The organism is uncultured Victivallis sp., from assembly GCF_944391105.1.
In the GTDB taxonomy this organism is placed as follows: Bacteria; Verrucomicrobiota; Lentisphaeria; order Victivallales; family Victivallaceae; genus Victivallis.
The window spans coordinates 37,291-62,957 of record NZ_CALXSK010000018.1 but is presented as its reverse complement, the minus strand read 5'-3'; the positions used below and the strand labels follow the sequence as shown (position 1 = coordinate 62,957).

Here is a 25,667-nt window from a genome sequence, read left to right as displayed (position 1 = left end):
TTGAGGCGGAGTTTAACAAATAACAGAAAAAATATAACCAAAGAAAGGGTCAGTCTCTTGACTTTTTCATAATAGAAAGGAGCAACGTCGATGAGAAACAAATATTTTACATTGATTGAACTTTTAGTCGTAATTGCGATCATCGCAATTCTGGCGTCCATGCTGCTGCCCGCGCTGAACCAGGCGCGGGAGAAGGCCAGAACCGTGAGCTGTCAGAACAATCTGAGCCAGTTCGGCAAAGGATTCATGTTCTACGCAGACAGTTTCGACAGCTGGCTGCCGCTGTGTGCGCAGGGATCGTTCAACTTCCCGAAGTACTTCAAGGACAACGGATATGTCAGCTGGGGGAATCTGATCTGCCCCTCCGTTCCGGATACGTTCTACTATCAGAAGCTGCTCAAACAGCGGTATGAAGGGGACAGCAACGTATGGCAGTGGGTCAATTACGGCCTCAACGTCTACGCCATCGGCGACGGCACGAACAAGCTCAAGATCACCCGTGTCAGGAGCGCCTCGAAGTTCCTTCTGCTGGCGGAGACCTACATGAACGGCCGCGACACCCCTTATTACAAGGTCAGCAACTGGGCGGATACCAGCGGACGTTACAACGGTCTGGTTTATCCCTGGCACGTCAGGACCGCAAACGTGCTCTATGCGGACGGGCACGTTGTCGGCCACGTCGGCGTAGCGCAGTCGATCACCGGCATGGAGAAATTCTATGACAAGTCCAGTCCGTTGCGGGCGGCCACCTTCGACGACAATGTCTGGACCTGGGACGGCAGGGCTCAGAACTGATGAAACATCTGCATTACATGGCACTCCTGCTGCTGTTGGCGGGAGCGGTTTCCTCCGGCAGTGAACCGCAGCTCTACGTCGCGGAAGGGGCGCAGGCGGAACTGATCCGCCGACCCTCCGACCGGAGCCGGGCGGAGACATACAACGTCATCGTCCGGAAGCCGGGACGGGGCGCCAACGAGATCCAGCTGAACTTCCTGTCGGAAACGGGGATCAAAGCGGGAACCGCCTGCCGGATTGAACTGCGGGCAGCAAGCTCGATTCCGACGGAGATCACCATGCGCGCGATCGGCAACGCCCCACCCTACCCCGCGCTCGGAAACGGAACCGAAACACCCCTTTCCCTGACGCGGAAGTGGCAGCATTTCCGGCTCGACTTCACCGCGTCGGTCGACGCGAAAACGATTCGCGTTCCGATGCTGTTTCTCGGGGACGTTCCGGCGGGGTGTACGATCCGGATCGCGGATGTCAAGTTCCGCGAGCTCCGCGGAAAGGATGTCGCCGTCGACCTCGCCCCCGTTGCGAACATGGGGTTCCGGGATGAGGTCGAAGGTGACGGCACAGGCGGCTGGAGTGATCAGGGGCCTGCCAACGATGCGGCCGGGTTCGATTTCCGGAAGGGGGAGACTCTCCCGGTTCCGTTCCAAATCACCGATCCGGAGAAAAACGAAGGCAGAGCAGTCATCACATTCCATTCCGCCGCCCACTTTCCATCCGGTCCGGTCGAAGCGGCGGTGAAATGCGATGCGGAACGCAGCTTTCTCTATGTGCTGCACACGATGGCCTGGGGAAATTCCGGAACGCCCTGGGAAGGGGAAATCCTCCTCTCCGGCGAAAACGGAACGCAGAAACTCGCCATACTCGGCGGAAGGGAGCTTGCGGACATGTGGAATCCGCATGATCTCCCGAATGGAGCGGTCGCGGCAAAGTGGCCGAACGGCAGCGGAACGGCCACAGGATTCTATCTCTCGAAATTCGAAGTGGATCCCGCGATCGGAAAGATCCGCACCATACGCTTCCGCACCGGCAGCGGGGAACCGGTCTGGATCGTCGCGGGCGTCACGCTCTCCGACCGCGCGTATACGATCCGAAATCAGACGAAGAACCTGCGCATTGAGCGGGGAGAACGCAGGAAGGAGCTCCGCCGAACCGAATCTCCGTGTGTGGTGCCTGGCTCGGTTCTCGACCTCTCCTTCCTGGTTCCCCGGCGTGCGGATCGCCGGATCATCGTGAACGCGGCGAGACATCTTGCCTGCGAGGATGCGCCGGAAACTCCGGTTCGTTTTTTTGCCACGAGCTCTTCCGAAATCGATCCCGCGCCGCTGCGCCCATGCGGGATTCCCCTTGCCGGGAGCGGGTTCGGCAGCAAAGCGGACATCGATGAATTCGTCCTCGAACTGCGCCGCGGCGGCTGCAACATGTACAAACTGGAAATTCCCCCGCAGATGATCCGGGTGGAGGACGGGAAAGCGACCCTCGACCCGGAAATGCTCGACCGGATCGACTACTTTCTCTTCCGCTGCAGGGAGAACGGCATCTACATCATGCTGAATGCGATGAGCAGCGACTGCGGATACATCGGCGTAGCTAATTGGACGAAAGAGAGCTATGAGAACAGCAGAAAGCGCTTCATGAAGTTCAACATCCTGTTCGACGAATCCGCGCGCGACAACTGGCGGATCGGCGTCGGCGCGTTCCTCACGCACCGCAATCCGTACACGGCTCTTCCGCTCGCGGAAGATCCGCTTCTGGCGGTCATCACCTGTTTCAACGAGCAGGAGTTCGCCTTCATCCGGGGCGGAGCGGGACAAAAGGATTACAGCTGGGACAAGGCCCTGCCGGAGTTCCGGAACTTTCTCGGAAAACCGGATGCGCTGATGTTCTCGCGCAGAACATGGGACTCGCCGACCGACGAAGGCGTCCAGGTCAACCGCTTCATCACGAAGAAATGGCGAGAACTCTACGCCTGGTACAATCAGGAGCTCCGCAAGATGGGATACCGCGGAATCACGACGTTGTGGGACATGACCAAGTCCATGCACTACAACAATCTGCGCACCGAAGCAGAGCTCGTTACAATGCACACCTATCATGCCCACGTCGGAGGGGATCCGCGTTATCCGTCGCGGCAGAACATGTCCAGCGACCTCGCCTCCGGCGCGACGCAGGCGCGTTACAATGCGGGGAGCCGGATCACGGGCAGGCCGTTTTTTCTGAACGAATATGCGACGGTGTTCTGCAACCGTTACCGCTACGAGGAGAGTTTTTCGTTCGCGGCATTCGCGGCGTTTCAAGGGTATGACGGGATCATGCGGCACAACCACACGATCCACTCGAAACGGGGCAATTTCATCTTCCCGTGGATGCCGTTCGAGGATCCGGTCGCCCGCGCCTCGATGACGACGGCGGCGCTGATGTTCGGGCGCGGCGACGTCTCCGAAGGGAAGCGCGGCGTGACGCTGCTCTTTACGGAGCGCGGCATCGAGGAGGCGCGAGCCTGGAACAAACCCGTGACGGGCGATCTCTCGGCGCTCGCCCCGGCGGTCCGCCTCGGAGTGGCAAAAGAGGGCACGCCGCTGCCGCCCGGAGAGCTGGCGCTTCCGTTGCGGGTCGGCGGGAAACTGCTCTATCGGGATTGGGAGTCGACCGTCGCCGAGGAGCCGGCCGGCGACAGCGCGCGCTTCGCCGAAACGCTCGCACGGCTCCGGACGCTCGGAATTCTTTCTCCCGGCAACCGCAGCCGGAACCGGGATCTGCTGAAGTCCTCAACCGGGGAGCTGTTTCTCGATGCGAAACGTTCGTATATGACCATCGACACGGAGCGTCTTCAGGGGATGTGTTCGCTCGCGGGCGGCCGGGCGGAACTCAAGGCATCCGTGCTGGAAAATCTGACGACGCCGGGTTCGCTCGTGCTTGCGGCAATGGAGGGCATGCGCCCCGTCGCCGAGGCGAAGCGGCTGCTTGCGGTCTACGCGACGAACGCGTTGCACGAAGGCATGGTGTTCGAGGACGAGTCGATGGAGCACTGTCTCGACTTCGCAGCGAAAAACAATCCCGCGATTCTGGTCGAAACCGGCAAGTTCCGGATCACACTGCGCCGGAAGAGCGAAAAGCCGCTGCGGGCGTGGGCACTCGCGATGAACGGCGAGCGGCGTACGGAACTGCCGGTCATCCGGCGGCCCGACGGAACGCAGATTCTCGAGGTCGACACCGCCGCACTGCCGGAGGGCCCGTCCCTCTACTTTGAACTTGCGGAGGAGTGATCCTTCGTCAGCACCGGAAAGGACGGGAAGGAAAAACCCGTCCTTTTCTTCTTCCCGGCTTGACAATCCGCACTGCCGTGGCATAGTATCGAAAAAAAGATTCACCATCGATATCCACCACAACGGAGGGCGAATTGCGGATCAGGTTCATTCTCCCGGCGCTGGCAGAGGCGGAAAGAGGACTCTTCCGCCCGATCAAATACGCGCTCTTTCCTCCACTCGGACTTGCGACGCTCGCTGGATATCTCGAACCGGACGACGAAATCGAACTTTACGATCAGCATGTCGAACCGGTTCCGGAGGACGGCGAGCCCGATCTCGTGGCGATCGAGGTCTACATCACGAGCGCGCACCGTGCGTATGCGATGGCGGACCGCTATCGCGCGCGCGGAATTTTCGTTGTCATGGGCGGCCTTCACCCGACCTCGCTGCCGGAAGAGGCGCTGCGGCATGCCGACGCAGTCGTACTCGGCCCCGCTCACGCGGCGTGGCCGGAGTTTCTGCGCGACTTCCGCCGCCGGAACACCCGGAAGATCTACACCGATCAGGTTCGGACACTCGAAACCGTCCCGCCGGTCCGCCGCGACCTCATCAAACGGCGGAACTACCTCGCGCCGAACTCGATCGTCGTCTCGCGCGGGTGTCCGCAGAGCTGCGACTTCTGCTACACGCGGAACTTCTTCGCGGGCGGAAAACAGTTCTACACCGCGCCGGTCGACCGGGCACTCGCGGAGATCGAGTCGCTGCCGGGACGCCACTTGTTCTTTCTCGACGACAACCTCTTCGGCTCGGAACGCTTTGTCCGCGAACTTTTTACAGGAATGCGCGGCATGAAGAGGCTCTTCCAGGGGGCGGCGACCGTCCGTTCGCTGCAAAATGACGCACTGCTCAAGGCGGCGGCGGAGGCGGGTCTGCGCAGTCTCTTCATCGGCTTCGAGTCGCTGAATCCGGAGTCGCTCGCGGCATGTCACAAGACGATCAACCGCATCGACGAATACGCCGAAACCGTCCGGCGGCTTCACGCGCACGGAATCATGGTCAACGCAAGTTTCGTCTTCGGGCTCCCGGCGGACCGCGCGGACGTGTTCGACCGGACGGTCGAATGGGCGGTTTCAACCGGGATCGAGAGCGCGACGTTCCATCTCGCGACCCCCTACCCCGGCACGCCGTTCTTCCGGGAGATGGAGCGGGAGGGGCGGCTGCTGCACCGCGACTGGGAGCGTTACGACACGCGCCACGCGGTGATCCGCCACGACCACCTGTCTCCGGAAGAGCTCGAAGCGGGATACTGGCGGAGCTACCGGGAGTTCTACCGCTGGCGCAACATTCTGCGCGGCGCGTCGCACCAGCCGTCGTGGCTGAAAGCGCTGCGCCACGCGGGCTACTCCGCCGCCTGGAAAAAGGTCGATCCGCTCTGGAATCTGCTGATCCGCCTCCATCGGCTCGCGCCCGCCTCCCGGCTGCTCGAAAAAGTGCTCGACCTCTAACGGGGAAAGCGGATTTTTTCGCCTTTCTCTCGTTTTCACTATTGATATTGCACTTCATATGTGATATCTTAAAACAAAACATTTCCGGCAAGGAGAAAACGATGTCTTCGGAAACACCCTATCTGGTTCCGGCGCTCGAACGCGGATTACGGCTTCTGGAATATCTGGCGGCCCATCCGGGCGGAGTCACGACAGCGGAACTGGGAACGCTTCAACTTCCGTCTGCGAGTCTCTACCGGCTGCTCTCGACGCTCGTGCATCTCCACTACGTGGAAAGAGAAGAGGGTGACCGCTACCGGCTGAGCCGCAAACTGCTTTCTCTCGGCTACCGTTCGATCGACGAAGCGGGACTGACGCAACAGGCTTCCGGGCAGCTGCGCAAACTGCGCGACCGGACCGGAGAAACAGCGTTTCTGGCCGTACTTTACGGGCGGGAGGGAGTCGTGATCGATGAAGTGGTGTCGACGCAACCGGTCAAGGTGACGGTGCAGATCGGCCACCATTTTCCGCTGCACACGGCGGCGCCGGGCAAAGCGATTCTCGCATTTCTGCCGGAACGCGAACGGGAAGAACTCCTGCGCGATTATCCGTTCACGCGATTCACCGCCGCGACTCTTGACAACGCGACCGCTTTCGCACATGAACTGGAAACCGTGCGGGCAAACGGAGTCGCCTTCGACCGGGGCGAGGAGCTCGAGGAAATCCGCTGTGCCGGAGCTCCGGTTTTCGACCGCAACGGCCGCCCGGTCGCGGCGATCTGGATCAGCGCCCCCCGGTCCCGGCTCGGGGATGAGAAACTCGAACAAACCGGCAGAGAGGTTCGCCGCGCGGCGGACGCGATCACCCGGAATTTGGTCACGGAAGGAGTGTGAGTATGGCGGAAATTTTTCTGGAAGCGGAAGAGTTCGAAGAACCTGGCGGCTGGGTCGTCGATCCGCAGTCGTATGCGCAGGTCGGATCGGCCTATCTCATGGCGCATGGAATGGGCGTGCCGGTCGCAGATGCGCGCACGCGCTGCCGCATCCCGGAATCGGGACTCTGGCACATCTGGGCACGCACACGCAACTGGGTGGCGGTCTGGAAGCCGGACAAGGCGGCGGGGCTCTTCCGGGTGGCCGTCAACGGGATGGAACTGCCGGCGACGCTCGGGGACGGCTCCCCGGACTGGAGCTGGCGGAAAGCCGGTTCACTGCGGCTCGACGCCGGGGAGATCGAACTCTCGCTGCACGACCTGAACGGCTTCAACGGCCGCTGTGACGCACTTTACCTGACGACGGCGGAAACCGTTCCGCCGGACGAGCCGGAGGAGCTCGCGGTTTTCCGGCGCCGTCTCTGCGGGACGGTCGTTGCGGATGCGCCGGAGGAGTATGATCTCATCGTCGTCGGCGGCGGCATCGCGGGAATCTGCTGCGCCATCGCGGCGGCGCGCACCGATTCGCGTGTGCTCCTGATCCAGGATCGTCCGGTTCCGGGCGGCTGCAACAGCTCCGAGATCCGGGTCGGCATGGGCGGATTCGCCAGACTCGAACCGTATCCGGAAATCGGCTGGATCGTCTCCCAGATCGAACCGGTCGCGGGTTCGGGCGCAACCTATCCGGCCGAGTGGTACGAGGATGCGCGCAAGACGATTGCGATTTCACACCTGAGCTGGAACAAGTGCAGACTGCTGCTCAACACCAGGGTCGTCGGGCTGGAGATGGATCCGGAACACCCGAAGCGGATCGCCGCAGTCATCGCGCGCGACCTGCGCAGCGGAACGGAGACCCGTTACCGGGCGCCTCTCTTCGCAGACTGTACGGGAGACGCCGAACTTGCGCGCCGGGCCGGGTGCGAGGTCATGTACGGCCGTGAGGCGAAAAGCCGGTTTCACGAATCGCTCGCGCCGGAACAGGCCGACCGGCTCGTGATGGGTCACTCGGTGCTCTGGTACTCGGAAAAGCGAAAGGAGGAAGCCCCCTTCCCCGAACTCGACTGGGCGCTCGATTTCGATGAATCGAAAGTGCTCTATGTCCGCGGCGGCGACTGGGAGCAGGAGACCGGATTCCGGCGCGACCAGATCGAGGAGATCGAACGGATCCGCGACTACGGGCTGCTCGCAATCTACTCGAACTGGAGTTATCTCAAGAACCGCTCGAAGCGGAGCGCCGAATGGTCGCGGGAAGCGCTCGCGTGGGTTTCCTCCTGCGGCGGCAAGCGTGAGAGCTGCCGGGTGATCGGCGACCTCGTACTGACTCAGAACGACATCGAGAATCACGTGCCCTACCCGGATGCGACCGCCGCGATGAGCTGGAATCTCGATCTGCATCTGCCGGAACCGGCGAACGAGGAACAGTTTCCGGAACCGTTCCGCTCGTGCGCATACCATCGCGGCATCGAAGCGCCCTACCCGGTACCGTACCGTTGTCTTTACGCGCGCGATGCGGAAAACCTCTTTCTCGGAGGGCGCCACATCAGCGTCTCGCACGTGGCGTTTTCCTGTGTCCGGGTCATGCGGACGCTCGGAGCGCTCGGCGAGGTGATCGGCCTGGCCGCGACGCTCTGCCGTGAAACAGGTTCGCTGCCGCGCGGGATTTACGAGCATCACTTTTCCGAGCTTCAGGAGAAGATGCGGCGCGGACTCCAGCCATGGCCGTACCACGCCTACCGGTGCGACGATGTCGAGCAGTACCACTTCAAGGAGATCGGTTTCGTGCAGGTGTGGCCGCGCGACGACCGGCCGACGGCGGATCCCGCCGCAGTGGAGAAGATCCGCCGCCTCGGCATCCCGCACCGCCACGAGTGAAAATCTGAAGAGGGAAGTTTGACAACCCCTTCCCCGCATGCTATCTTATCCTCGGGAAATACATAACAGCGGCAGGGAGGTGGAAGATGAAGTTCCTGAAAGAGATCCTCGAAGTCTGGAAACGCAATCTCATTCCGGTGATCGTCGGCCTTGTGCCGCTGCTGGTGATAGTCATCCTGCTCCTCGCGTGGAATCCATCCCTGAACGTCCGTACCAATCTTCTCATTCCCGGGCTCGGAGTCGCGGCGTGGGTGTTCGGCGTATTCTTCTCCCGGGAGGCGCCGGAGCGGAGCACGGCGAAATGTCTTGCCGCACTTCTTCCGCCGGTGGTCCTCGCCATCGGGCTCGGAATCTGGTGTACCCATGTCCCGAACGATTACCGTTTGCTTTGCACCCTGGAGGGATATGGAGAGTTCCTGCGGCTTTATCACCTGGTCTACATCGGCTGCCTCCTGGCAATCACGCTCTACTTCTATCTGTCGGGCCTGGCGGGGCGCGCGATCGGAAAAACCACCGGGCGTTCGCTGCTCGCGGGCTTTCTCGTATGGCTGTTCACCGCCCCGGCGCTCAGCGGACTTTCGGCGGCGATCGCGCTGGCGCTGCCCGTCCCGGAAACGCTGCTGTACATCCGGCCCGGGCTCGCCTACTGCTGCGGTTTTCTCCCGGCGATTCCGCTGCTCGCTGGCTGGATCGTGATTCTCCGGCGGCGCGGCGAACGCAATACACCGCTGCGGGCGCTGCGCGACTTCGCCGTCGGAACGGCGGGTTCGTTCCTGCTCTTCGGCATCGCCTGCGGAGTGACGCTCCTCCGCGCGAACGGAGCGCTCGAACTCGCGAAACAGACGGGTCGTCCGCTCGAGTTCCAGGCTCCATACGATCCAGCCGGAGCCGAAGCGTTCCAGACGCTGCTGCGGAATTCGGAAGCGTGGTATCAGCACTACGACAAACACGAGCCGCGGATCGAACTGCCGCTGGAATCGATCTATTCCTGGACCGCGCCGGACTCCCCGGTCACGCCGGAAATGCGGAACATGGCCGCGGCGGAACTCGATTCTCAGGAGGCGAAAGCGTATTTCGCGGCGGCGGCGGCATTGAAGCCGCACAGCAGCTTCTTCCCGGAACAGTATGACCTGCGGGGTTTTCTCCCCATGTTGAACACTCTGCGCAGCGCGGCACGCCAGCTCGGCGGCACTGCGGCGGTCTATCACTGGCAGGGGAAACACGACCGGATTCTGCCGTTCCTGCGGCTCGAACAGGAGGTGGGGCGAACGCTCGATTCCGCGCCGAAGCTCACGCTCAGCGGGCTCGTGCGCATTGCCATCGACAGCGTACTGGCAAAAAATCTCGTCCAGCTCGGGCCGGACGGCCCGCAGTACGCGGAGGAGTATCGCCGCTATCTCGATTATTTCCGCAACACCGATTACACGGTTTCGGACGAACTGGAGTTCACGGCGAATTATCTCGCCCAGGCGCTCCGGTGGCCGAAAGAGCTCGGCTATCCGTTCCACAACCAGCCGCTGCCGTTTTTCCAGCGGATCTTCGTCATCTCGCTGGTGTCAAATCAGGTGCGGGAGCGGGTCGCGGCACAGCCTTTGATCGCGGAACTCCGCGCCGCCGCGAAGATCGGTGAGACGAAACAATCCGATCACTTCCCGGGAAACTATCTGCCCAGCCTCAAGCGGGAGAAGGTCGCACACACTCTGTTCCCGACGCTGCTCGCGCTGAAGCTGTACCGGTCGCTTGAAGGAAGCTATCCGGAGACGCTCGAAGCGCTCGTGCCCGGGCTGCTGCCCGCGCTGCCGATCGATCCGGAGACCGGCGAGGTGTTCCCTTACACGCGGACACCGGATGGATTCACGCTCACCTACCGCAACGGGAAACACACGATCACCACCGGGAGCAAACCGGATTATTGACGGGAAATCCCCGGTTTTTCCGGGGAAGGCCTTGCTTTTCCTCCGTTCCGGGGTATTGTATCCCGAAAACAATGGTGCGGAACATTCCGGAGAAAAGGAGGAGAGTATGTCATACGGGCTGATTCTGGCCGTCGTCGGGGGATTCTTTTTTCTGATCTTCCTGCTCGTCCTCGTACTGGCGGCGATGACGCGGCGGCGCGACCTCGGCGGCGACTATTACCGTCCCGAAATGCCCGATGCAAAACACCCGACGCTGCCGCCGATGCCGACTCTCGGAGACGCCTCGGTCAAAATTCCGGCGAAAAAACCCCGCTTCGAAGAGCCGCCACCCGAGCCGCCGAGCCCGGCAATTCCCTCTCGGATCGAACCCGTGCCCGACACCCCGATCCCGCCGCCGGCTCCTGTGGAGAGAACAGAAACGCCGCAGAAGCCGCGCCCGATCGAACCCGTACCGGACACCCCGATCCTTCAGCCGACTCCGGACAAATCCCGTCCCGCGCCGCGTCCGTGGGCGCCCGGCCGGGTCGCCGATCAGAAACGCCCGCGCCCGCCGGAACCGGAAGAACCGCTCTACGAACTTAAGCCGCGCAGGCCGAAACACGAGACCGTGAAAGCACCGGATGAGAATGACGCGGCATTCCGCTACGCCGAAATTCCCGACGGGGTGTTGAACTCCGCCGCGCGCGAAATGGCTTCCACCGGAATCCATTACGACGTATCGAAGCGGATCCTTGAAATCTTCTGCCGGATCGAAAGTACCCATGAGATTCCGCCGCCGATGCTTCAGGCGTTCGGGCGGGCCGGCATGACCCCGGAGGTCATGGCCGAACTACTCTCGATCGCGCGGGCCGCACGGGAAGGCTCCGCGTTCAACTTTTCGAAACTTCAGACACTCAAGCCGCAGACCGGATTCACGGTCTACCGTTCGATGCAGAAGGTCATCAACGCCATGAAAGAAGAATCATAACCGATTCAGGAAGAAAACATCATGCCTCAACTGACCGTAACAACCCGAAACCGCTGCGAACTCGTCGACATCAGCGGCATGGTCGCGCGTCTCGTGCCCGCGAATTTAAAGTGCGGAATCTGTCATCTGCACAGTCTGCACACCACCGCGGCGCTGACCGTGAACGAGAACGCCGATCCGGACGTCAGGCACGACCTGCTCGCAAAACTCGCCGCGCTCATCCCGCACGACGAGAGTTTCTATCGCCACATGGAGGGGAACAGCGACGCGCATTTGAAGGCGTCGCTCATGGGCTTTTCGCTGACCGTTCCGGTGCGGAACGGCGAACTGCGCCTCGGCACATGGCAGGGGATTTATCTGTGCGAATTCGACGGGCCGCGCACACGAAGAATCGAAGTCTGTTTTCAGGAGGCGTTCGAATAAACGCTCTTTTTTACGACTGTCCGCTAAGAAAACAGCTCTCCGGATCGTCTTATCCGGCAAACGACATTCCACATCGACTCGGGGAGAGTATCATGATTGTTTCAGTTGCCGGAACGGTGCGGTTCCGGTTTTTCGCACTCCTCTGCACTCTGGTCACCGGACTGCTCTGCATGGGGAAGGAACCGGCCTTCGCCATTTTCGCGGAGGACCACGCCTCGCGCCATTTCTGCGAGCTGCTTCTCGCCGACCGGAGCGGAGAGTATCTCTTCCTCGAACGTGAGGAGATCAACCGTATCCTCCGGGAACGGAAACTGCAGGGGGGCGACCTCGCCAACCGGAACACGCTCGCGCGGCTGACCCGGGCAGATCTCTTCATCATTGTCGAAAGCGGTCTCACGCAGCAAACGAAGAAACGGTATCCGTCCAGACTCGTCATCTTCAACCAGATCAACGGGTTCCGCCTGCTGAACCGTTCGCTTCCGGAAAAATCGGACGAAGCGCTGAAAGTCGCGGGAAATGCGCTGGAAGAGGCGGTTCGCGCGGTGAAGGCTCCGGAAAAGCGGCGCACGCTCGCGTTTCTCGCCGCGCGCAATGACGACGTGCGCCCGGAATTCTCCCGCGAGCTCAAGCACCTCGTCGCACGGCTCGAACTCGAACTGCACCATCTGCCGGACACGACGGTGATGGAGCGGGAGTTTCTGAACCGGCGGCTCGACGAGGAGCGTCTCACCGGCCCGGAAGCGCCGCTGCCTCCGAGCAGCACACTCATCCGGCTCGAATTCACCCCGGTCTACGGGGAGAAACCCGGCTACACCACAACATTGCGGCTGACCGACACGGCCGACAAGATCCTCTTCACGCGCACCTTCGAAGGGAAGGAACGCAATGATACGCAGGCGATTGTGCGCGCAATCGGTGAATTTCTGAAGCTCCCTCCCCCGGAGAAGCTCCCCGACGTGAAGGAGGAGGCGCGCCGCTGCTACAACGAGTTTTTCTACCTGAAGCGGTACGGCGACCCGCGTGCGGCCATGCGGCGCGTCTACGCAGCAATCGCGCTCGATCCGGGCAACGTCCTCTACCAGACCTGGGCGCTCGACACGATGCGGTTTGAACTCTCGAAAGACGCATCCGTCCAGATGCAGTTCGCACTCGTTCATGAGGCGCTCGCGCTCATGGAACGCGGGGTCGACACCTACTATTTCAAACACTTCGCCTCCTACACAATCCTCTGTCTGCTCGACAACCTCGATTTCGAAAAACTTCCCCCCGAACTGCAGGAGGCGGCCCGCCGCCTGGTCAGTGAATACCGCCCCAAACTGATTCCGTACCTGACGGAAGCCAAACCGAAAGATCCCCCGACCAATGAAAAGGAACTCATCGTCTACGCCCAAAGCGCAAACTTCCGCTGTGCACCATCCCTTTACTTCGACCGGAGACTGCAATTGTCGATGCTTGAACCCACGCTCGACCTGCTGCAGAATTACGCGGCACAGTATCCTCACACCAATCTCTGTTTGCTGACGGGTCTGCCGGAACCCGACGAGCCGAATGAGCGGGCTTGTTATCAGAGACTCGCCGACCGGCTGGTTCGCTCCCCGAATTTATTTCAGGAGGCGCAGGGGCGGGCGATGCTCTCTCGCCTTCAATACAAAGTCATCAGCACTCCCGAAGAACGGCGTATCCCCAACCTTCAATATGCAAAGTGGGTGGTCGAACAACCGGAAAAGTACCGCAAGAAACTGCGGGAGATCGGACGATTCATCTCTCAAAGGGATGAAATCCAGCAGCTGATCGAAGAGCTCGAAGATACCCGGCGACCAGCCGATGATCCGCGTGCGGCGGCAAATGCCTCCCCGGAACGCCTCTTTGAGCTGTTGAAAAAACAGAATGTCGATGCGCTGACCATGCACACCCCCGGGTGGGCCGTCCCGCTCTCGCGGCAATTCTGGCTGCTCGACCCGCCGGAACTGGCGAAATGGAATCCCGACTACGTGATCCGGCCGATTCACACCGGCTGGCGCAGCCGTGAAGATTCTTTTTCCTATGCCAGCCCGAGTTCGGACTCTCCCTGCCCGCCGGAGACTCCCGTTCCCTGGTACAAAGACAAACTGATCGCGGTCGCCTCCGACGCCGATGGCGGCAAAGACGGCTGTCTTCTCCGGTTCTCGGGAGACACTCGCGTTCACACGCTCGAACACTGGGACGGCACCCGGCAGCGGCTCCGCAAGATCCGGACGTTCATGAGAAAGGAACTTCATCTTACAGAATATCGCCGCAAGACCTACGGCGGGGCGGCGCTCTACTGCGACCGGGATGTGATTCTCATCGGCACCGACGACCAGATCATCGTCATCAACCGCCACAGCGAAGCAATGACCGTTCACTCCGATTTCGTCTCGGGGCGCGTCCATTCGCTGCTGCGGCACAAGGGGAGGATCTACGCATTTCTCGGGGCGGGAGAATACTTCGGAGCGGAGTTCACGCGTCTCATCTCGTTCCGGCCCGACGGCAGGGACGTCCGCACCCACATCTCGACGCTGCGCGACGGAACGGAAAGTCCGCTCGAAAAGGTCGCCAAACCCTATTACGTCTGGGGGGTCGCCGCGAATGGCGAGAATCTCTTTTTCCCTGCCATCACGAACGGGTACGGCATGTCAGCCTTCTGGAAATTCAATCTCAAAACCGCTGCGCCGGAGAAACTTCTGAATCTCGCAGAAGGACGCTGGCCTATCATGAATTGCATCCTGAATAAAAACTTTTTCCATCAAAGCGGCTCCATTGTCGACTTCTGCATCAACGGGAGTGTCCGGAGGGGCGACCGCCAAATGCCTCCGCTCGTCCTTTTCTTCCGTCTCAATACCGCCACCGGTAAGATCGAAGTGATGGGGTGGGGAAATGCGGAAGGAGCCAAGCCATTCAATCTGAAGCAGTACTGGGGGGAACATCTGAATTTTTCCGGTCCCTTCCTCGTTGAAAACGGCAACTTCTGGTGTGCGGGCGGAACCGACAGATACGGAATGATGACCCATCTCCGGCTCGACGCGCCGGAAAAATCTCCACGCCTGATTTTTCCGAAAGTGCGGGCTCTTCTGCCGGGACGGACTCCGAACTCCGTCATCGCGGTTCACGACCTCTGGATGGCCGAGATCCGTTGGCGGAAATGACAAAACAATATCATTTTTCTCGTTTTCTCCGTTTTCGATTGGAAAAACGGTTGTCCCGGAGCTATCTTTCTCAAAACCACGGAGGAAGCGATGAAGTTCTACTATTTCAATTCGACCCACTGGGATCGGGAATGGTACCAGCCGTTTGAGGAGTTCCGCAAATACCTGATCGACGCCACGCGCGAACTGTTGAAAATCTATGACACAACGCCGGAGTTCCGGAAATTCACCTTCGACGGGCAGACCGTCGTACTCGAAGACATCTGCGAGATCCGCCCGGACTGGAGACCACGGCTCGAACAACTGATCCGCACAGGAAAACTCAACGTCGGCCCGTGGTACGTCATGCCGGACGAGTTTCTCGTCTCCGGAGAGGCGTTGATCCGCAACCTTCTGACCGGAAGGAAGATCGCAGCGGAGTTCGGCGGGAAAGCGTGGCCGGTCGGTTACGTCTGCGACATCTTCGGACACATCGCACAGCTGCCGCAGATTCTCGCGGGATTCGGCCTCAAGGGCGCAGTCGTCTGGCGCGGTTTCACCGGAGGAGCGGGCAGCCACATGATCTTCTGGGAATCTCCGGACGGGACCAGGATCAAGACGCTGAATCTCTCGAAGCGTTCCGGTTACGGCGACTTCACGATGAACGTCCGCGGCATCCTGCCGCTGCCGCTCGACGCGGAGGCGTTCAAGCGGAAATTCCACGAATGGGTGGAGGAGGATTACGACCAGTGGGGAGAGTGCTTCGTTCTCTCCGACGGCTTCGATCATGCCACACCGTTCGGCGAAACGGAGAAGATGTTCCAGTGCATCCGCGAGCTCTATCCGGATGCTGAAATCATCCATACTGACTACACGGAACTATTTGATAAAGAATACAGTGCGCCTTTTCTTCCTGTCGTAACCGGGGAGCAGATTCATCCCGCCGACGGTCCGAAGAACGGCGCCTGGCAGATCAGCGCGACGTTGAGTTCCCGCGCCGACGTGAAACGTGCGAACGATCTCTGCCAGAACCTGTTGGAGCTTCTCATCGAGCCGCAAGCCGCGATCCGTGCCGCCTCGGGCGATGTCGAATCGCTGCCGCTGCTGCGCTACACGTGGAAACACCTGCTCAAAAACCACGCGCACGACTCGATCTGCGGCTGTTCGATCGATCAGGTCCACCGCGCGGTGCTCGGCCGTATGGAAGAGGTCGGCAACCTCGCGCGCACACTCGACGAGGAATTCAGAATTCTCGACCGCACCCGCGTTACCGGCAAACCGTTCATTGACAGCATCCGCCAGAGTTTCACCGACAACAAGGAGCGCGAAGCGGTCGCCGCGGACGGGCGTTACACTATGCGTCTCTTCAATCCGCTGCCGCATCCGGTTACACGCACGGGGGAGATCGAGATTCTCTTCCCCGCCCGCGATATCGGCGCCTACCCGAAACTTCAGTACGAGCCGTTCGGCTACGAATTTCTGAACAGTTTCCGCCTCTACGGTCCCGATGGGACCGAGATTCCGTACCAGCTCAAGTCACTTATCCGCAACCAGAACCGATCCTACTACCGGCAGGACAACCGTCGCTACGACCTCTATACCGTCGTCTGCAAACAACAGCTTCCGCCAACTGGATGGGGAACGCTGGAAATCCGCCCGTCAGAGGATTTTGTCCGGAGCTTTGAGACCATGACGACCTCGCAGACTTCCGCCTCAAACGGAATTCTTTCGCTTGTGATCCGGCCGGATGGAACGTTCGACGTAACCGATCTGCGAAGCAATCGTAAGTACTCCGGACTGAATGATTTCCGCATCGACAGGGAGATCGGGGACGGCTGGAATCACGTCCGGCCGACCGGCAACCGCCGCATCTGCGGAAGTTCCTCCGCCCAGGTCACGCTCGTTCAGGACGGGCCGGTCAGAACCGAGTTTGAAATCCTTCGCCGTTATGAGGTTCCGCGTGAACTTTGCTTCAACGGAACGCTGGACGAACAGTATGCGGGCATCACCGAAAGCAAAGAACCCGTCACACTCGAAATCGTCACCTCCGTCTCCCTCGACCGTGGCAGTGAAGTTTTGAACTGCCGCACCGTCGTGCACAACAATGTTCGCGACTACCGGCTTCAAATGGTGCTGCCGACCGGTATCGGCGGAAATTGTTTCGCCAGTCAGGCATTCACGTTCCTCGAACGTCCCGCCGGACGTACGCGGGGTCGGGAAACGGAGTCCTTCCCGGAACCGGAGATGATTGAGAAAAACTTCGACGGCATCCTCGGCAAACGGGATGAAAAAGGCGGGATCGCCCTTCTCACCCGGGCGGGAATCCATGAGGGAGGAGCACTCGATGACGAACAGAACTCTCTTGTGGTCACACTATTGCGTGCATTCCGCCGAACGGTTCAGACCAATGGGGAAACGGAAGGGCAGCTCCCGGGCGAACGGCCGTTCGAGTATGCACTCGCATTCTTCCCGGCAGAACGCAGCCGGACGGATCTTTATGAAAAACTCCAGGAGCTGCGCGCGCCCGTCTCGTTTCATCTGGTCAAAACATCCGATGTTTCGGAAATCGCTTCGGCAAGCTTCCTGCGCATCACCGGGCCGTTGGCCGTAACGGCGCTCAAACCCGCCGACAACGGGGAACCGGGCAGCGTCATTCTCCGTCTTGTAAACCTTGAGGAGTCAAGCTCTTCCGCTGTCATCCGCACGGACAGGCCGCTGAAGCGGGCAGTCAAATGCCGCCTCGATGAGACCGAACGCGAAGCGCTCGACCCGGCTGATCTGAACATCGCGGCACGGCCGCAGGAGATCGTGACCATCAAACTTGTCTTCTGAAAATCAACACCACCGGTTAAGCCGGTGGTGTTCACCTCCCTTCCGGGCGATACTGCCGGCAGCCCAGCCCGGCACGGGCTCTGAAAAAATTCGCCAATTGCAGCAGAAAATCACACCGTCACCGGAGCGTGGATCGATGTACCCGGGAACGTTTCCCGTTTCCGGTTCAAGATGGGCGGGCAGCAGCGACAGTCGCCGTTCGATCTGCGTCCGCTGAATTTTGTTCAAATACGGCGAGCTCTCTCCTGGCCGGAAAAAGACGGCAGGCTCCCGTCATTCGCCGTAAAACTTCATGAAAATTTCAAGTTGATTTCCCATCCGATTTTTTTGCAAATTCAGCATTTCCCCACTTGAATCATTCATAATAGCATAGTATAGTTTTATATAACGAAATATTAATTTCATAATGTGAAATAATATGATCAAAGTTCTCGACAAAACATTTGCTATTCTGGAAAAACTGGCACTGGAGTCTCCGCATCCGTGCCGGATCGGGGAACTGGCGGAAGCGTTCGGCCTCAATGACGCGACCTGCGCACGCATCCTGAAGGAGCTTGTCGATGCCGGATACGCAATCCGGATATCGCGCCGCGACGGTTACGCGGCCGGTCCCCGGGCGTGGACGCTCGCCTCGCATGTCCGCTACCGGGAGAAACTCATTCGAGCCGCCGAGCCGGTCATCCGGCACGCTTCCGCCGAATTCGAGGCCTCCGTCCTGCTCGCGGAACGACTTGGAACGGAACGGTATATCCTTCTGCACCACAACGGGTGTCGCAAACTCGACATCGTTCTGGGACAGCTTTCGTTCCACGACCTCATCGATACTGCGACCGGACTGCTGCTCACCGCCTTCGCCCCGGAGGCGGAACAGAAAGCGATCATCGAACGGTACCGGGCAGAGGGATTCGATCAGCTGCCCGCCGACGCCCCTTCTCTCGCGGAAATCCGTCGCAGGGAGCGGTGCGTATTCCGGAAATCCAACCAGGGAGTCATCGCCTTTCCGATCCGGCAGAACCGGGAAGTCACCGCCGTTCTCGGAGCCTCCGTTGCGGTCGACGATTTCACGGAGCCGTTTGAGAGCCGTCTGATCGAAGGCATCAATCGTGCGGCACGGCAGATTTCGCAATCCATATCCACCATACAAACAGCAGGGTGAAATCATGACAGATCTCAAGAACAAAATCGCACTCGTCACCGGCGGGTCCCAGGGAATCGGCCGGGCAATCGCACATGCGCTGGCCGGCTCCGGCTGCCGGGTCATCGTCAACTGCGCTCACAATTCGGCCAACGCCGAGCGGGTTGTCGCAGAAATTCATGACAATGGCGGCCTTGCCGAGCCGCTGCTCTGCGACGTCTCCGATGAAGCCGCTGTCGAGGCGATGTTCGATCATCTCGAATCACTCGGCGGCGCGGAAATCCTCATCAACAACGCCCGTCTCGATCCGTGGCAGAGACGCCCCGGCATGAGTGAGGGAGAATGGTTCGACCGGGTCATGGCGGTGAATCTCAAAGGGGCGTTCCTCTGCTCTGAGGCGTTTTTCCGCCGCGCAAAGGCACGCAAATGGGGGAGGATCGTGAACATCGCTTCCGTCCGCAGTTTCCGCCCTGCCGAACCGAATATGATCGCCTATGGCGTCTCGAAACTCGGCATGCACGCACTGACCCGCGCCTACGCCAACAACGGCGCCCCCTTCGGCATCACCGCCAATACGGTCTGCCCCGGCATGGTCATCACGGAAAACATCGGGAAAAGACTGACTCCGGAAAAGTATGCGGAAGAGTCCGCCGCAATCCCGCTCGGCCGCGGCGCAACCAGCGAAGAAATCGCCGATGCCGTCATGTTCCCCATCCGCAACGGCTACGTGACCGGCGAAACCATCAACATCAACGGCGGCATGTACTACGCACCGTAAGGCATCAACGGGGAAAATCATCATGGATAATTACAAAAGAATCGGCGAGGTCCCGCCCGTCTCAGCCAGGGAGGCCGGCAACACGGTCTGGGGACTCGGGTTTGAAAAACTGGATCGGGCTGTTTTCGATCCGGAAAAAGCATATGACAAGGTCGCAAAACTCGGAGTGCGCCATATCCGCATCCAGTCCGGCTGGGCCCGCTCCGAAAAAACCAAAGGCATTTACGAATTCGAGTGGCTCGACGAGATTGTCAATAACCTGATCCAGCGTGGCCTTCAACCATGGATTTGCCTCTGCTACGGAAATGGACTCTACGATGAAGCGGCCCGAAAAGTTTTTGGTGCGGTCGGCTGTCCGCCCATTCAGACGGAACAGCAGCGGCAGGCATGGAGCAATTACGTTACGGCACTGACTGCACACTTTCGCGGCCAAGTATCCCGGTATGAAATCTGGAATGAACCGGACGGCCGCTGGTGCTGGAAACACGGCGTTTCCGGTACAGAATACGGCGAATTTGCCAAGGCGACCGCCGCCGCAATCCGCAAAGGCGATCCGGATGCCGAGGTGATCGGAGGAGCCGTCTGCCTCTACGATTTCGACTGGTTGACCGAAATGTTCGAGACCGGAGCTGCGGAGAGCCTCGACGCGATCAGTTATCACGGCTATACGCCGGACGAATTCCGTGGAATCGCCAACGTCCGTAGTTTGAAATCTCTCTCGCTGCGCTATAATCCGAAGTTGCGTTTCATTCAGGGTGAGACAGGCACACAATCTCGGGAAGGAGGCGCCGGAGCCCTGAACGAAGGCGCCTGGACGCCGGAGAAACAGGCAAAATTTCTGGCGAGAATGCTGCTCGTCCACTTTTCGGAAGGGGTCGAAATCAACTCCTACTTCTCCTGTCTGGACATGATTGAGGCACTCAATGGCAAAGTGGGAGAAAAAGCAAGTTACCAGGACTACGGCTATTTTGGGGTACTTGGAGCCGAGTTCGACGCAGATGGCAGGTCGACAGGGGAATACCGTCCCAAACCAGCCTACCGGACCCTGCAGACCCTGGCTGCGATCTTCCGCGGAGAACTGATTGCGGAAGAGCTGCCGGTAAGGCTCCTCTGCGACCTGCCTTCCCCCCGGCTTATGCGAAATGACGATTCGGAAAAAAACGAGCTTCTGACTTTCGGATACCGAAAAAAACAGGGAGCTGGATTCGTCTACTGGAAACCGGTCGAACTGCTGACCACCACCTACGCATCGACCATTTCTCTGGAAGTCGCAGGGGTGGAGGGGGAACCGCGTCTGGTCGATCTGCTGGACGGTTCCATCTATGCGATTCCGGAATCCGCAATCGAAATCACCGGAAAAAACAGTCGCCGCTTCCTTCATTTGCCGCTCCGGGACTACCCCCTGCTGCTGAGTTTTGGAAACTTCATCGGATAATCATAAGGAACAATCAGTATGATGCAAGAAATCTTTCCGGTCGGCGCGACCTATGCGCCGCTGCCCAAAGCGACGGAAGTCGACTCATCCGAATGGCCGCGTGATCTCGAAAACTTTGCGAAACTCGGACTCAACACGTTCCGGCTCTTCCTCTGCTGGGACCGGATCGAGCGCGAACCCGGGAAACGCGATTTCTCCCGCGTCGACCTCGCGTTTGAACTGGCGAAAAAAAACAAGCTGCGCGTGATCGTCAACGTCGGCGGAACATTCACGAATCTGCAGGCGATCTACCCGCCGCGTCATCTGGTCTACGACGAACACTGCACGCTGCTCAAACCGAAACCGGATTCCGACGAGGAGCTCCGCTTCAACCGGTTCAAGCTCTGTTATGACGATCCGCGCTATCAGGAACTCGCCCGGGAATTTCTGCACGAGGCGATCGCCCGGTACAAGGACCGGCCGGAACTTCTCGCCTGGTCCGGCTGGAACGAACCGCGCCTCGCGGAGTGTTACTGCCGCCACACCGTCGCACTTTACCGAAAATGGCTTGAACGCAAATACGGCGACCTCGAAACCCTCGCAAAAGCGTGGAGCACCGAGTTTCCGGTCCGCTTCCGCACATGGGAGGACGTCAATCCGCAGCCGGAGGCAAGTTTTGAAGCGGGCGGATACGCGCCGTTTCTGGATTGGCAGAAATTTCTCGCAGAGAACCGCACCGCCAAATTCAACCTCGTGCGGAGCTGGATCCGCGAAGTCGATCCGGTCACGCCCGTCATCTCCCACCTCTGCGGTCCGTACGATGCGGATATTTTCGGCGAGGAAGAGATCCTCGGAACGAGCGTCTACACGATCCATGCACAGGGAAAAAGTTCCACGGGATTCACCCCTTACGAATTTGTCACACGTCATAATCTCCCGCTCATTGCCGAAGGACGTCGCCGGGAACGCCGCGATCCGGAAGGATTCTGGGTTGTCGAAACCGAGGCAGGTCCGGTCAGCTGGGTGCATGATCTCGTGCCGCGCAGCTACTCCCCGCGACAGATGAATGCACGCGACCTCTTTTTCACGGCTCACGGCGCACGCGCCATTCTGCGCTGGCTCTACCGCAGCCGGATCTCCGACGCGCAGGCGGGGGAATTCAACCTCGTCGGCTGGGACGGGCGGATCACGAAACGTGCGGAGGAGTTCGGTCGACTCGCCCGGTTCCTGCAGGAAAACAGTGCGATTTTCTCCACCCATACGGCGGAGTTTTCCGGAGTCGCAATCCTCGATCCGCGCGACTGCGACGCCATCGCGTTCGCCGAGGGTTACCGCGGACGGTACAACGATGCCATCTTGAGACTTTACAACGCGCTGCTCCACATCGGGATACGCGCGGAGTACCGCAATGTGCGTCAGCTCCGGGAAGACGCCCTGGAGCGCGACGGAATCCGTGTGCTCTTCCTCCCGTTCCGTCCCTGCGTCGACCCGTGGATGGCGGAGAAGCTGCGCGCATTCGTCGAAGCCGGCGGCGTCGTGATCGCCGAATCGCCGTTCGCCCTCAAAAATACAACCGGGATCCACTATGAAGTCACGCCGGGACTCATGACCGACCTCTTCGGAGTCCAGGTGTTCGACCTCGAAAAGCTCAAGGAATCCACCTGCGGGGCGTTGCCGGCCTATGATTTCAAAGCCGTTGCCGAACCCAAAGGCGGGAATGTCGAAGCCACATTCGCAGACGGAACTCCGGCGATCATCACCAATCGGTACGGCAAAGGGGGAACCGTGCTCTACCTCTCGCAGGTATCGGCCGCATACCAGATCGAAAAGCCGTTCTACCCGAACGACATACCGGTCATCTCGTACGAGGATGGGCAGACGTTCCGGAACGAACTGTCGCGCCGACTCTCCGCCGCCGGAATCGCTCCCGGCTGGGAATTCGAGGAAATCGACCGGGAGGAGACCCGGAAATACCTGCAGATTTTCCGGCGAAACCTCCCGGACGGTCGCAAACTCCTCTTCATTCTCAACATGGATGAAAATCCGCATCAGTTCACATTGCAATTCCCTGGAATCGAATGCTTTGAAACCATTGGTGCCTCCTCTCCCGAAGAGCAGCCCGTCACCGGAAACCGGGTGGAATGCGCCCTTGCCCCCTGGGGCTGGGCGGTTCTGACCGGAGTTGCCGCGACAGGAGGAGAAAAATGAAAATCACTGCCGTTAAGACCTTTCTCTGCAACTGTTACCGCACCAACTGGGTTTTCGTGAAAGTCGAAACCGACACCGGCCCGTGCGGCTGGGGGGAAGCGACGCTCGAATATCGCGAACCGACTGTCGCCGCCGCGATTCACGACCTTGAATCATGGCTGATCGGCAAAGACCCCGCCAACATCGAACTCTTCCGCCACGACTGCTACCGGGACGCATACTGGCGCGGCGGCCCCGTGCTCATGAGCGCTCTTGCCGGCGTCGAAATCGCCCTCTGGGACATCAAGGGGAAAACGCTCGGCGTTCCCGTCTGGCAGCTTCTCGGCGGCAAGGTCCGCGATGCGATTCCGGTCTACGTGAACGGCTGGTTCGCCCCGGCGAAAACGCCGGACGAATTCGCGGAAAAAGCCGCCGCCATCCGCGATCTCGGGTATCCCGGCTGCAAGTGGGACCCGTTCGGCAAAGCGTGGCAGGAACTCGGGAAACGGGAACTTGACCAGGCCATGGAGTGCGTCCGCAAAGTCGCCGCCGCCGTCGGAAACGATATGAAACTCATGATCGAGGGGCACGGCCGGTTTGACATCCCGACCGCCGTCCGCATCGCGCAGCATCTCGAAGAGTTTGACATCCACTGGTTTGAGGAGCCCCTGCCCCCGGACGATCTGCCCGGCATGCGCGAAGTCCGCGAACGCACGCGGGTGCCTCTCTCGGCAGGCGAACGTCTGTACAACCGCTACGAGTTCCGGAGATTCTTCGAACTTGGTTGCGCGGACTATGTCCAGCCGGATGTCTCACACGCCGGAGGGTTGCTCGAAATGCGTTTTCTCGCCTCCGAGGCGGAAACGCGTCACCTCGGCTTCTGCCCGCACAATCCTTCCGGCCCGGTCGCAAACGCCGCAACGCTTCAGCTTGCGGCCTGCGTGCCGAACTTCCGCATCCTCGAAATGATGATGACAGATGTTCCTTATCGCGCCGAAATCTGTGACGAAAAACTCGTCCTGCGCAACGGATGCATGGAAATTCCCGACCGCCCCGGCATCGGCGTCGAACTGGATGAACGCGAACTGCTCAAACATCCGTTCATCCCGACTCAGTTGCGTCACTATCGCGGCGACCTCACCGACATCCGTCCCGTCGATGCGGTTCGCTACTACAAACTCGTTTGACCGGCGCAGGATCACGGGAGGCGACGGACGTGTCCGCCGCCCCCCGGAATCCTGTGCGAGAACCAACTGGATCGTCATTGCAGGCGGCGGACGGTCGCCCCCGGTTTGATGTCCATGGAAATCAGAAGCCGATAAGTCCGCTTTGCCACATCCGGAATCATCAGCCGCCGCACCATCGCTACCGTCTCCCGCGCCAGAACCGAAATCGGAATGGAGGCCACAGCCGTATCGGTCCGGCTTGAAACGATCATCCGTTCCTGAAACGAGATGAAGCTGAAAATATCGGAAAGATCCCCGACTCCAAACTGTTCACGGGCAAAGCGGCACATCTCTTCGGCCATATTCAGGCTGCCGATGCCGACAGCGGTCGGGCCATTCTGTGGAGCAGCCAGAAGCGCGGCAATATCGGCGCGTCCGTTTTTCTCCCGCACATCCCAGCGGTAGATCGCCGGAGGAGGCAATCCCCGGAAGGAACAATAGTCCGCAAAGCCGGCCACCCGCTCCTGAAAGTGCTGATCGAACAAAACCGATTTTCGCGGAAAACCGGTGACGAATCCGAGTTGCGAATGTCCGTAACTGTGCAGAAATTCCGCACACTCCCAGCCTCCGCGGTAGTTGTCCGGGCTGATGACATTCACACCCGGCTGAATCTCATCCATGCTCAGCAGCAGAAACGGCAACGGCAGCTCCAGCGGAAAATAACGATGATCCGCCGGCTGTTCAAATACGAGCGCCGCGCCGTCGCTGACCGCGTCGCGGATGGCCTGATCCAGCATTTCAGAACTGGTCAGAGCTACGCTTTTTGCCTTCATGCCGCAGAGCGACGCTTCGAACTGAAGCCCGCAGAAAAGTTCGATGTAATAACGCAGTCTGGCCTGTGTCTCATCTTTCGGATTGAAAAAGAAATAGATGGTATCCCGGGCGCCCGGCGGGAAAACCGGGGACGCCATTTCCCCCGCCGCACGTGTCTCCTCCTCACCCGGACCGGAAAACTGGCGTGCGACAAAACTCCCGCTCCCGCGAATCGACTTCACAAAGCCGTTCTCCGCAAGCAGTTTTACCGCCTGCGCCGCAGTTGACAACGAAACCTGATACAACGAGGCGATCTCCCGGATTGTCGGAAGCTGTTCCCCCGGCATCAACTCTCCGGAATGAATTTTAGCACAGAAAATGCCGTACAATTTCTGCGGCAATCGATAATCAATTTTCCGGGTCATGATTCGCCTTTTTCTGATGAGCCCATATCTAATATAGCTTGATTGTTATGAAAAACAATACAATCAACATTATTTTCATAGTTTTTCTCACCGGCAACTATTGTCTTGCTGCTTCTATCTTGCTATAATTATCAGAGAAAA

Annotated in this window: 17 protein-coding genes; 15 read left to right on the top strand and 2 right to left on the bottom strand. The window is 59.7% G+C overall.

Annotated elements, in window-relative coordinates; translation table 11 throughout:
* Positions 1-90 precede the first annotated feature (90 nt).
* The 10 genes from Q0K10_RS07560 (at position 91) to Q0K10_RS07515 (ending at position 17,608) form a co-directional block, all read left to right on the top strand.
* A complete protein-coding gene (locus Q0K10_RS07560) occupies positions 91-795 on the top strand; it encodes a DUF1559 domain-containing protein (RefSeq protein ID WP_294505367.1) in 705 nt (234 codons plus the stop codon).
* A complete protein-coding gene (locus Q0K10_RS07555; RefSeq protein WP_294505364.1) occupies positions 795-4,058 on the top strand; it encodes a hypothetical protein in 3,264 nt (1,087 codons plus the stop codon). The genes Q0K10_RS07560 and Q0K10_RS07555 overlap by 1 nt, the downstream gene beginning before the upstream one ends.
* Before the next feature lie 134 nt (positions 4,059-4,192).
* Positions 4,193-5,545 carry a radical SAM protein gene (locus tag Q0K10_RS07550; RefSeq protein ID WP_294505361.1) on the top strand — a complete coding sequence of 451 codons (1,353 nt, stop codon included), beginning with the start codon at positions 4,193-4,195 and terminating at the stop codon, positions 5,543-5,545.
* Between the two features lie 101 nt (positions 5,546-5,646).
* On the top strand, positions 5,647-6,417 hold the full coding sequence (locus tag Q0K10_RS07545; protein WP_294505358.1) for an IclR family transcriptional regulator: 771 nt from the start codon (positions 5,647-5,649) through the stop codon (positions 6,415-6,417).
* Between the two features lie 2 nt (positions 6,418-6,419).
* Positions 6,420-8,327 carry an FAD-dependent oxidoreductase gene (locus Q0K10_RS07540; protein WP_294505355.1) on the top strand — a complete coding sequence of 636 codons (1,908 nt, stop codon included), beginning with the start codon at positions 6,420-6,422 and terminating at the stop codon, positions 8,325-8,327.
* 86 nt (positions 8,328-8,413) lie between these two features.
* Positions 8,414-10,243, top strand: coding sequence for a hypothetical protein (locus Q0K10_RS07535; RefSeq protein ID WP_294505353.1), 1,830 nt, complete (start codon positions 8,414-8,416; stop codon positions 10,241-10,243).
* A gap of 106 nt (positions 10,244-10,349) precedes the next feature.
* On the top strand, positions 10,350-11,210 hold the full coding sequence (locus Q0K10_RS07530) for a hypothetical protein (protein ID WP_294505350.1): 861 nt from the start codon (positions 10,350-10,352) through the stop codon (positions 11,208-11,210).
* A gap of 21 nt (positions 11,211-11,231) precedes the next feature.
* A complete protein-coding gene (locus Q0K10_RS07525; RefSeq protein WP_294505325.1) occupies positions 11,232-11,633 on the top strand; it encodes a secondary thiamine-phosphate synthase enzyme YjbQ in 402 nt (133 codons plus the stop codon).
* A 92-nt stretch (positions 11,634-11,725) separates the two neighbouring features.
* The gene (locus Q0K10_RS07520; RefSeq protein WP_294505322.1) at positions 11,726-14,797 is read left to right on the top strand and encodes a hypothetical protein; all 3,072 of its coding nucleotides are present in this window, start codon (positions 11,726-11,728) and stop codon (positions 14,795-14,797) included.
* Positions 14,798-14,887: 90 nt separating this feature from the next.
* A complete protein-coding gene (locus tag Q0K10_RS07515) occupies positions 14,888-17,608 on the top strand; it encodes a glycosyl hydrolase-related protein (RefSeq protein ID WP_294505319.1) in 2,721 nt (906 codons plus the stop codon).
* Positions 17,609-17,611: 3 nt separating this feature from the next.
* On the opposite strand, the gene Q0K10_RS07510 is transcribed toward Q0K10_RS07515, so the two are convergent.
* On the bottom strand, positions 17,612-17,836 hold the full coding sequence (locus tag Q0K10_RS07510; protein WP_294505317.1) for a hypothetical protein: 225 nt from the start codon (positions 17,834-17,836) through the stop codon (positions 17,612-17,614).
* A 190-nt stretch (positions 17,837-18,026) separates the two neighbouring features.
* Here Q0K10_RS07510 and Q0K10_RS07505 point away from each other — a divergent pair, with 190 nt between their 5' ends.
* Genes Q0K10_RS07505 through dgoD form a run of 5 tightly spaced genes read left to right on the top strand, consistent with a single transcriptional unit; the run spans position 18,027 to position 24,309 of the window.
* Positions 18,027-18,764 carry a helix-turn-helix domain-containing protein gene (locus Q0K10_RS07505; RefSeq protein ID WP_294505314.1) on the top strand — a complete coding sequence of 246 codons (738 nt, stop codon included), beginning with the start codon at positions 18,027-18,029 and terminating at the stop codon, positions 18,762-18,764.
* Positions 18,765-18,768: 4 nt separating this feature from the next.
* On the top strand, positions 18,769-19,521 hold the full coding sequence (locus Q0K10_RS07500) for an SDR family NAD(P)-dependent oxidoreductase (protein ID WP_294505310.1): 753 nt from the start codon (positions 18,769-18,771) through the stop codon (positions 19,519-19,521).
* 22 nt (positions 19,522-19,543) lie between these two features.
* Entirely contained in the window at positions 19,544-20,956 is a 1,413-nt protein-coding gene (locus Q0K10_RS07495; RefSeq protein ID WP_294505308.1) for a beta-galactosidase, read from the top strand.
* 18 nt (positions 20,957-20,974) lie between these two features.
* Positions 20,975-23,143, top strand: a complete 2,169-nt coding sequence (locus Q0K10_RS07490) for a beta-galactosidase (RefSeq protein ID WP_294505305.1) — start codon at positions 20,975-20,977, stop codon at positions 23,141-23,143.
* Positions 23,140-24,309, top strand: a complete 1,170-nt coding sequence (gene dgoD, locus Q0K10_RS07485; protein ID WP_294505302.1) for a galactonate dehydratase — start codon at positions 23,140-23,142, stop codon at positions 24,307-24,309. Before Q0K10_RS07490 ends, dgoD begins: the two co-directional genes overlap by 4 nt.
* Before the next feature lie 74 nt (positions 24,310-24,383).
* On the opposite strand, the gene Q0K10_RS07480 is transcribed toward dgoD, so the two are convergent.
* Positions 24,384-25,526, bottom strand: a complete 1,143-nt coding sequence (locus tag Q0K10_RS07480) for a GntR family transcriptional regulator (RefSeq protein ID WP_294505296.1) — start codon at positions 25,524-25,526, stop codon at positions 24,384-24,386.
* Positions 25,527-25,667: the final 141 nt, after the last annotated feature.

Coding starts and splice junctions, on each gene's coding strand:
- Q0K10_RS07560 (WP_294505367.1), top strand. CDS start 91: ATGAGAAACAAATATTTTACATTGATTGAACTTTTAGTCGTAATTGCG.
- Q0K10_RS07555 (WP_294505364.1), top strand. CDS start 795: ATGAAACATCTGCATTACATGGCACTCCTGCTGCTGTTGGCGGGAGCG.
- Q0K10_RS07545 (WP_294505358.1), top strand. CDS start 5,647: ATGTCTTCGGAAACACCCTATCTGGTTCCGGCGCTCGAACGCGGATTA.
- Q0K10_RS07540 (WP_294505355.1), top strand. CDS start 6,420: ATGGCGGAAATTTTTCTGGAAGCGGAAGAGTTCGAAGAACCTGGCGGC.
- Q0K10_RS07535 (WP_294505353.1), top strand. CDS start 8,414: ATGAAGTTCCTGAAAGAGATCCTCGAAGTCTGGAAACGCAATCTCATT.
- Q0K10_RS07530 (WP_294505350.1), top strand. CDS start 10,350: ATGTCATACGGGCTGATTCTGGCCGTCGTCGGGGGATTCTTTTTTCTG.
- Q0K10_RS07525 (WP_294505325.1), top strand. CDS start 11,232: ATGCCTCAACTGACCGTAACAACCCGAAACCGCTGCGAACTCGTCGAC.
- Q0K10_RS07520 (WP_294505322.1), top strand. CDS start 11,726: ATGATTGTTTCAGTTGCCGGAACGGTGCGGTTCCGGTTTTTCGCACTC.
- Q0K10_RS07515 (WP_294505319.1), top strand. CDS start 14,888: ATGAAGTTCTACTATTTCAATTCGACCCACTGGGATCGGGAATGGTAC.
- Q0K10_RS07505 (WP_294505314.1), top strand. CDS start 18,027: ATGATCAAAGTTCTCGACAAAACATTTGCTATTCTGGAAAAACTGGCA.
- Q0K10_RS07500 (WP_294505310.1), top strand. CDS start 18,769: ATGACAGATCTCAAGAACAAAATCGCACTCGTCACCGGCGGGTCCCAG.
- Q0K10_RS07495 (WP_294505308.1), top strand. CDS start 19,544: ATGGATAATTACAAAAGAATCGGCGAGGTCCCGCCCGTCTCAGCCAGG.
- Q0K10_RS07490 (WP_294505305.1), top strand. CDS start 20,975: ATGATGCAAGAAATCTTTCCGGTCGGCGCGACCTATGCGCCGCTGCCC.
- dgoD (WP_294505302.1), top strand. CDS start 23,140: ATGAAAATCACTGCCGTTAAGACCTTTCTCTGCAACTGTTACCGCACC.
- Q0K10_RS07480 (WP_294505296.1), bottom strand. CDS start 25,526: ATGACCCGGAAAATTGATTATCGATTGCCGCAGAAATTGTACGGCATT.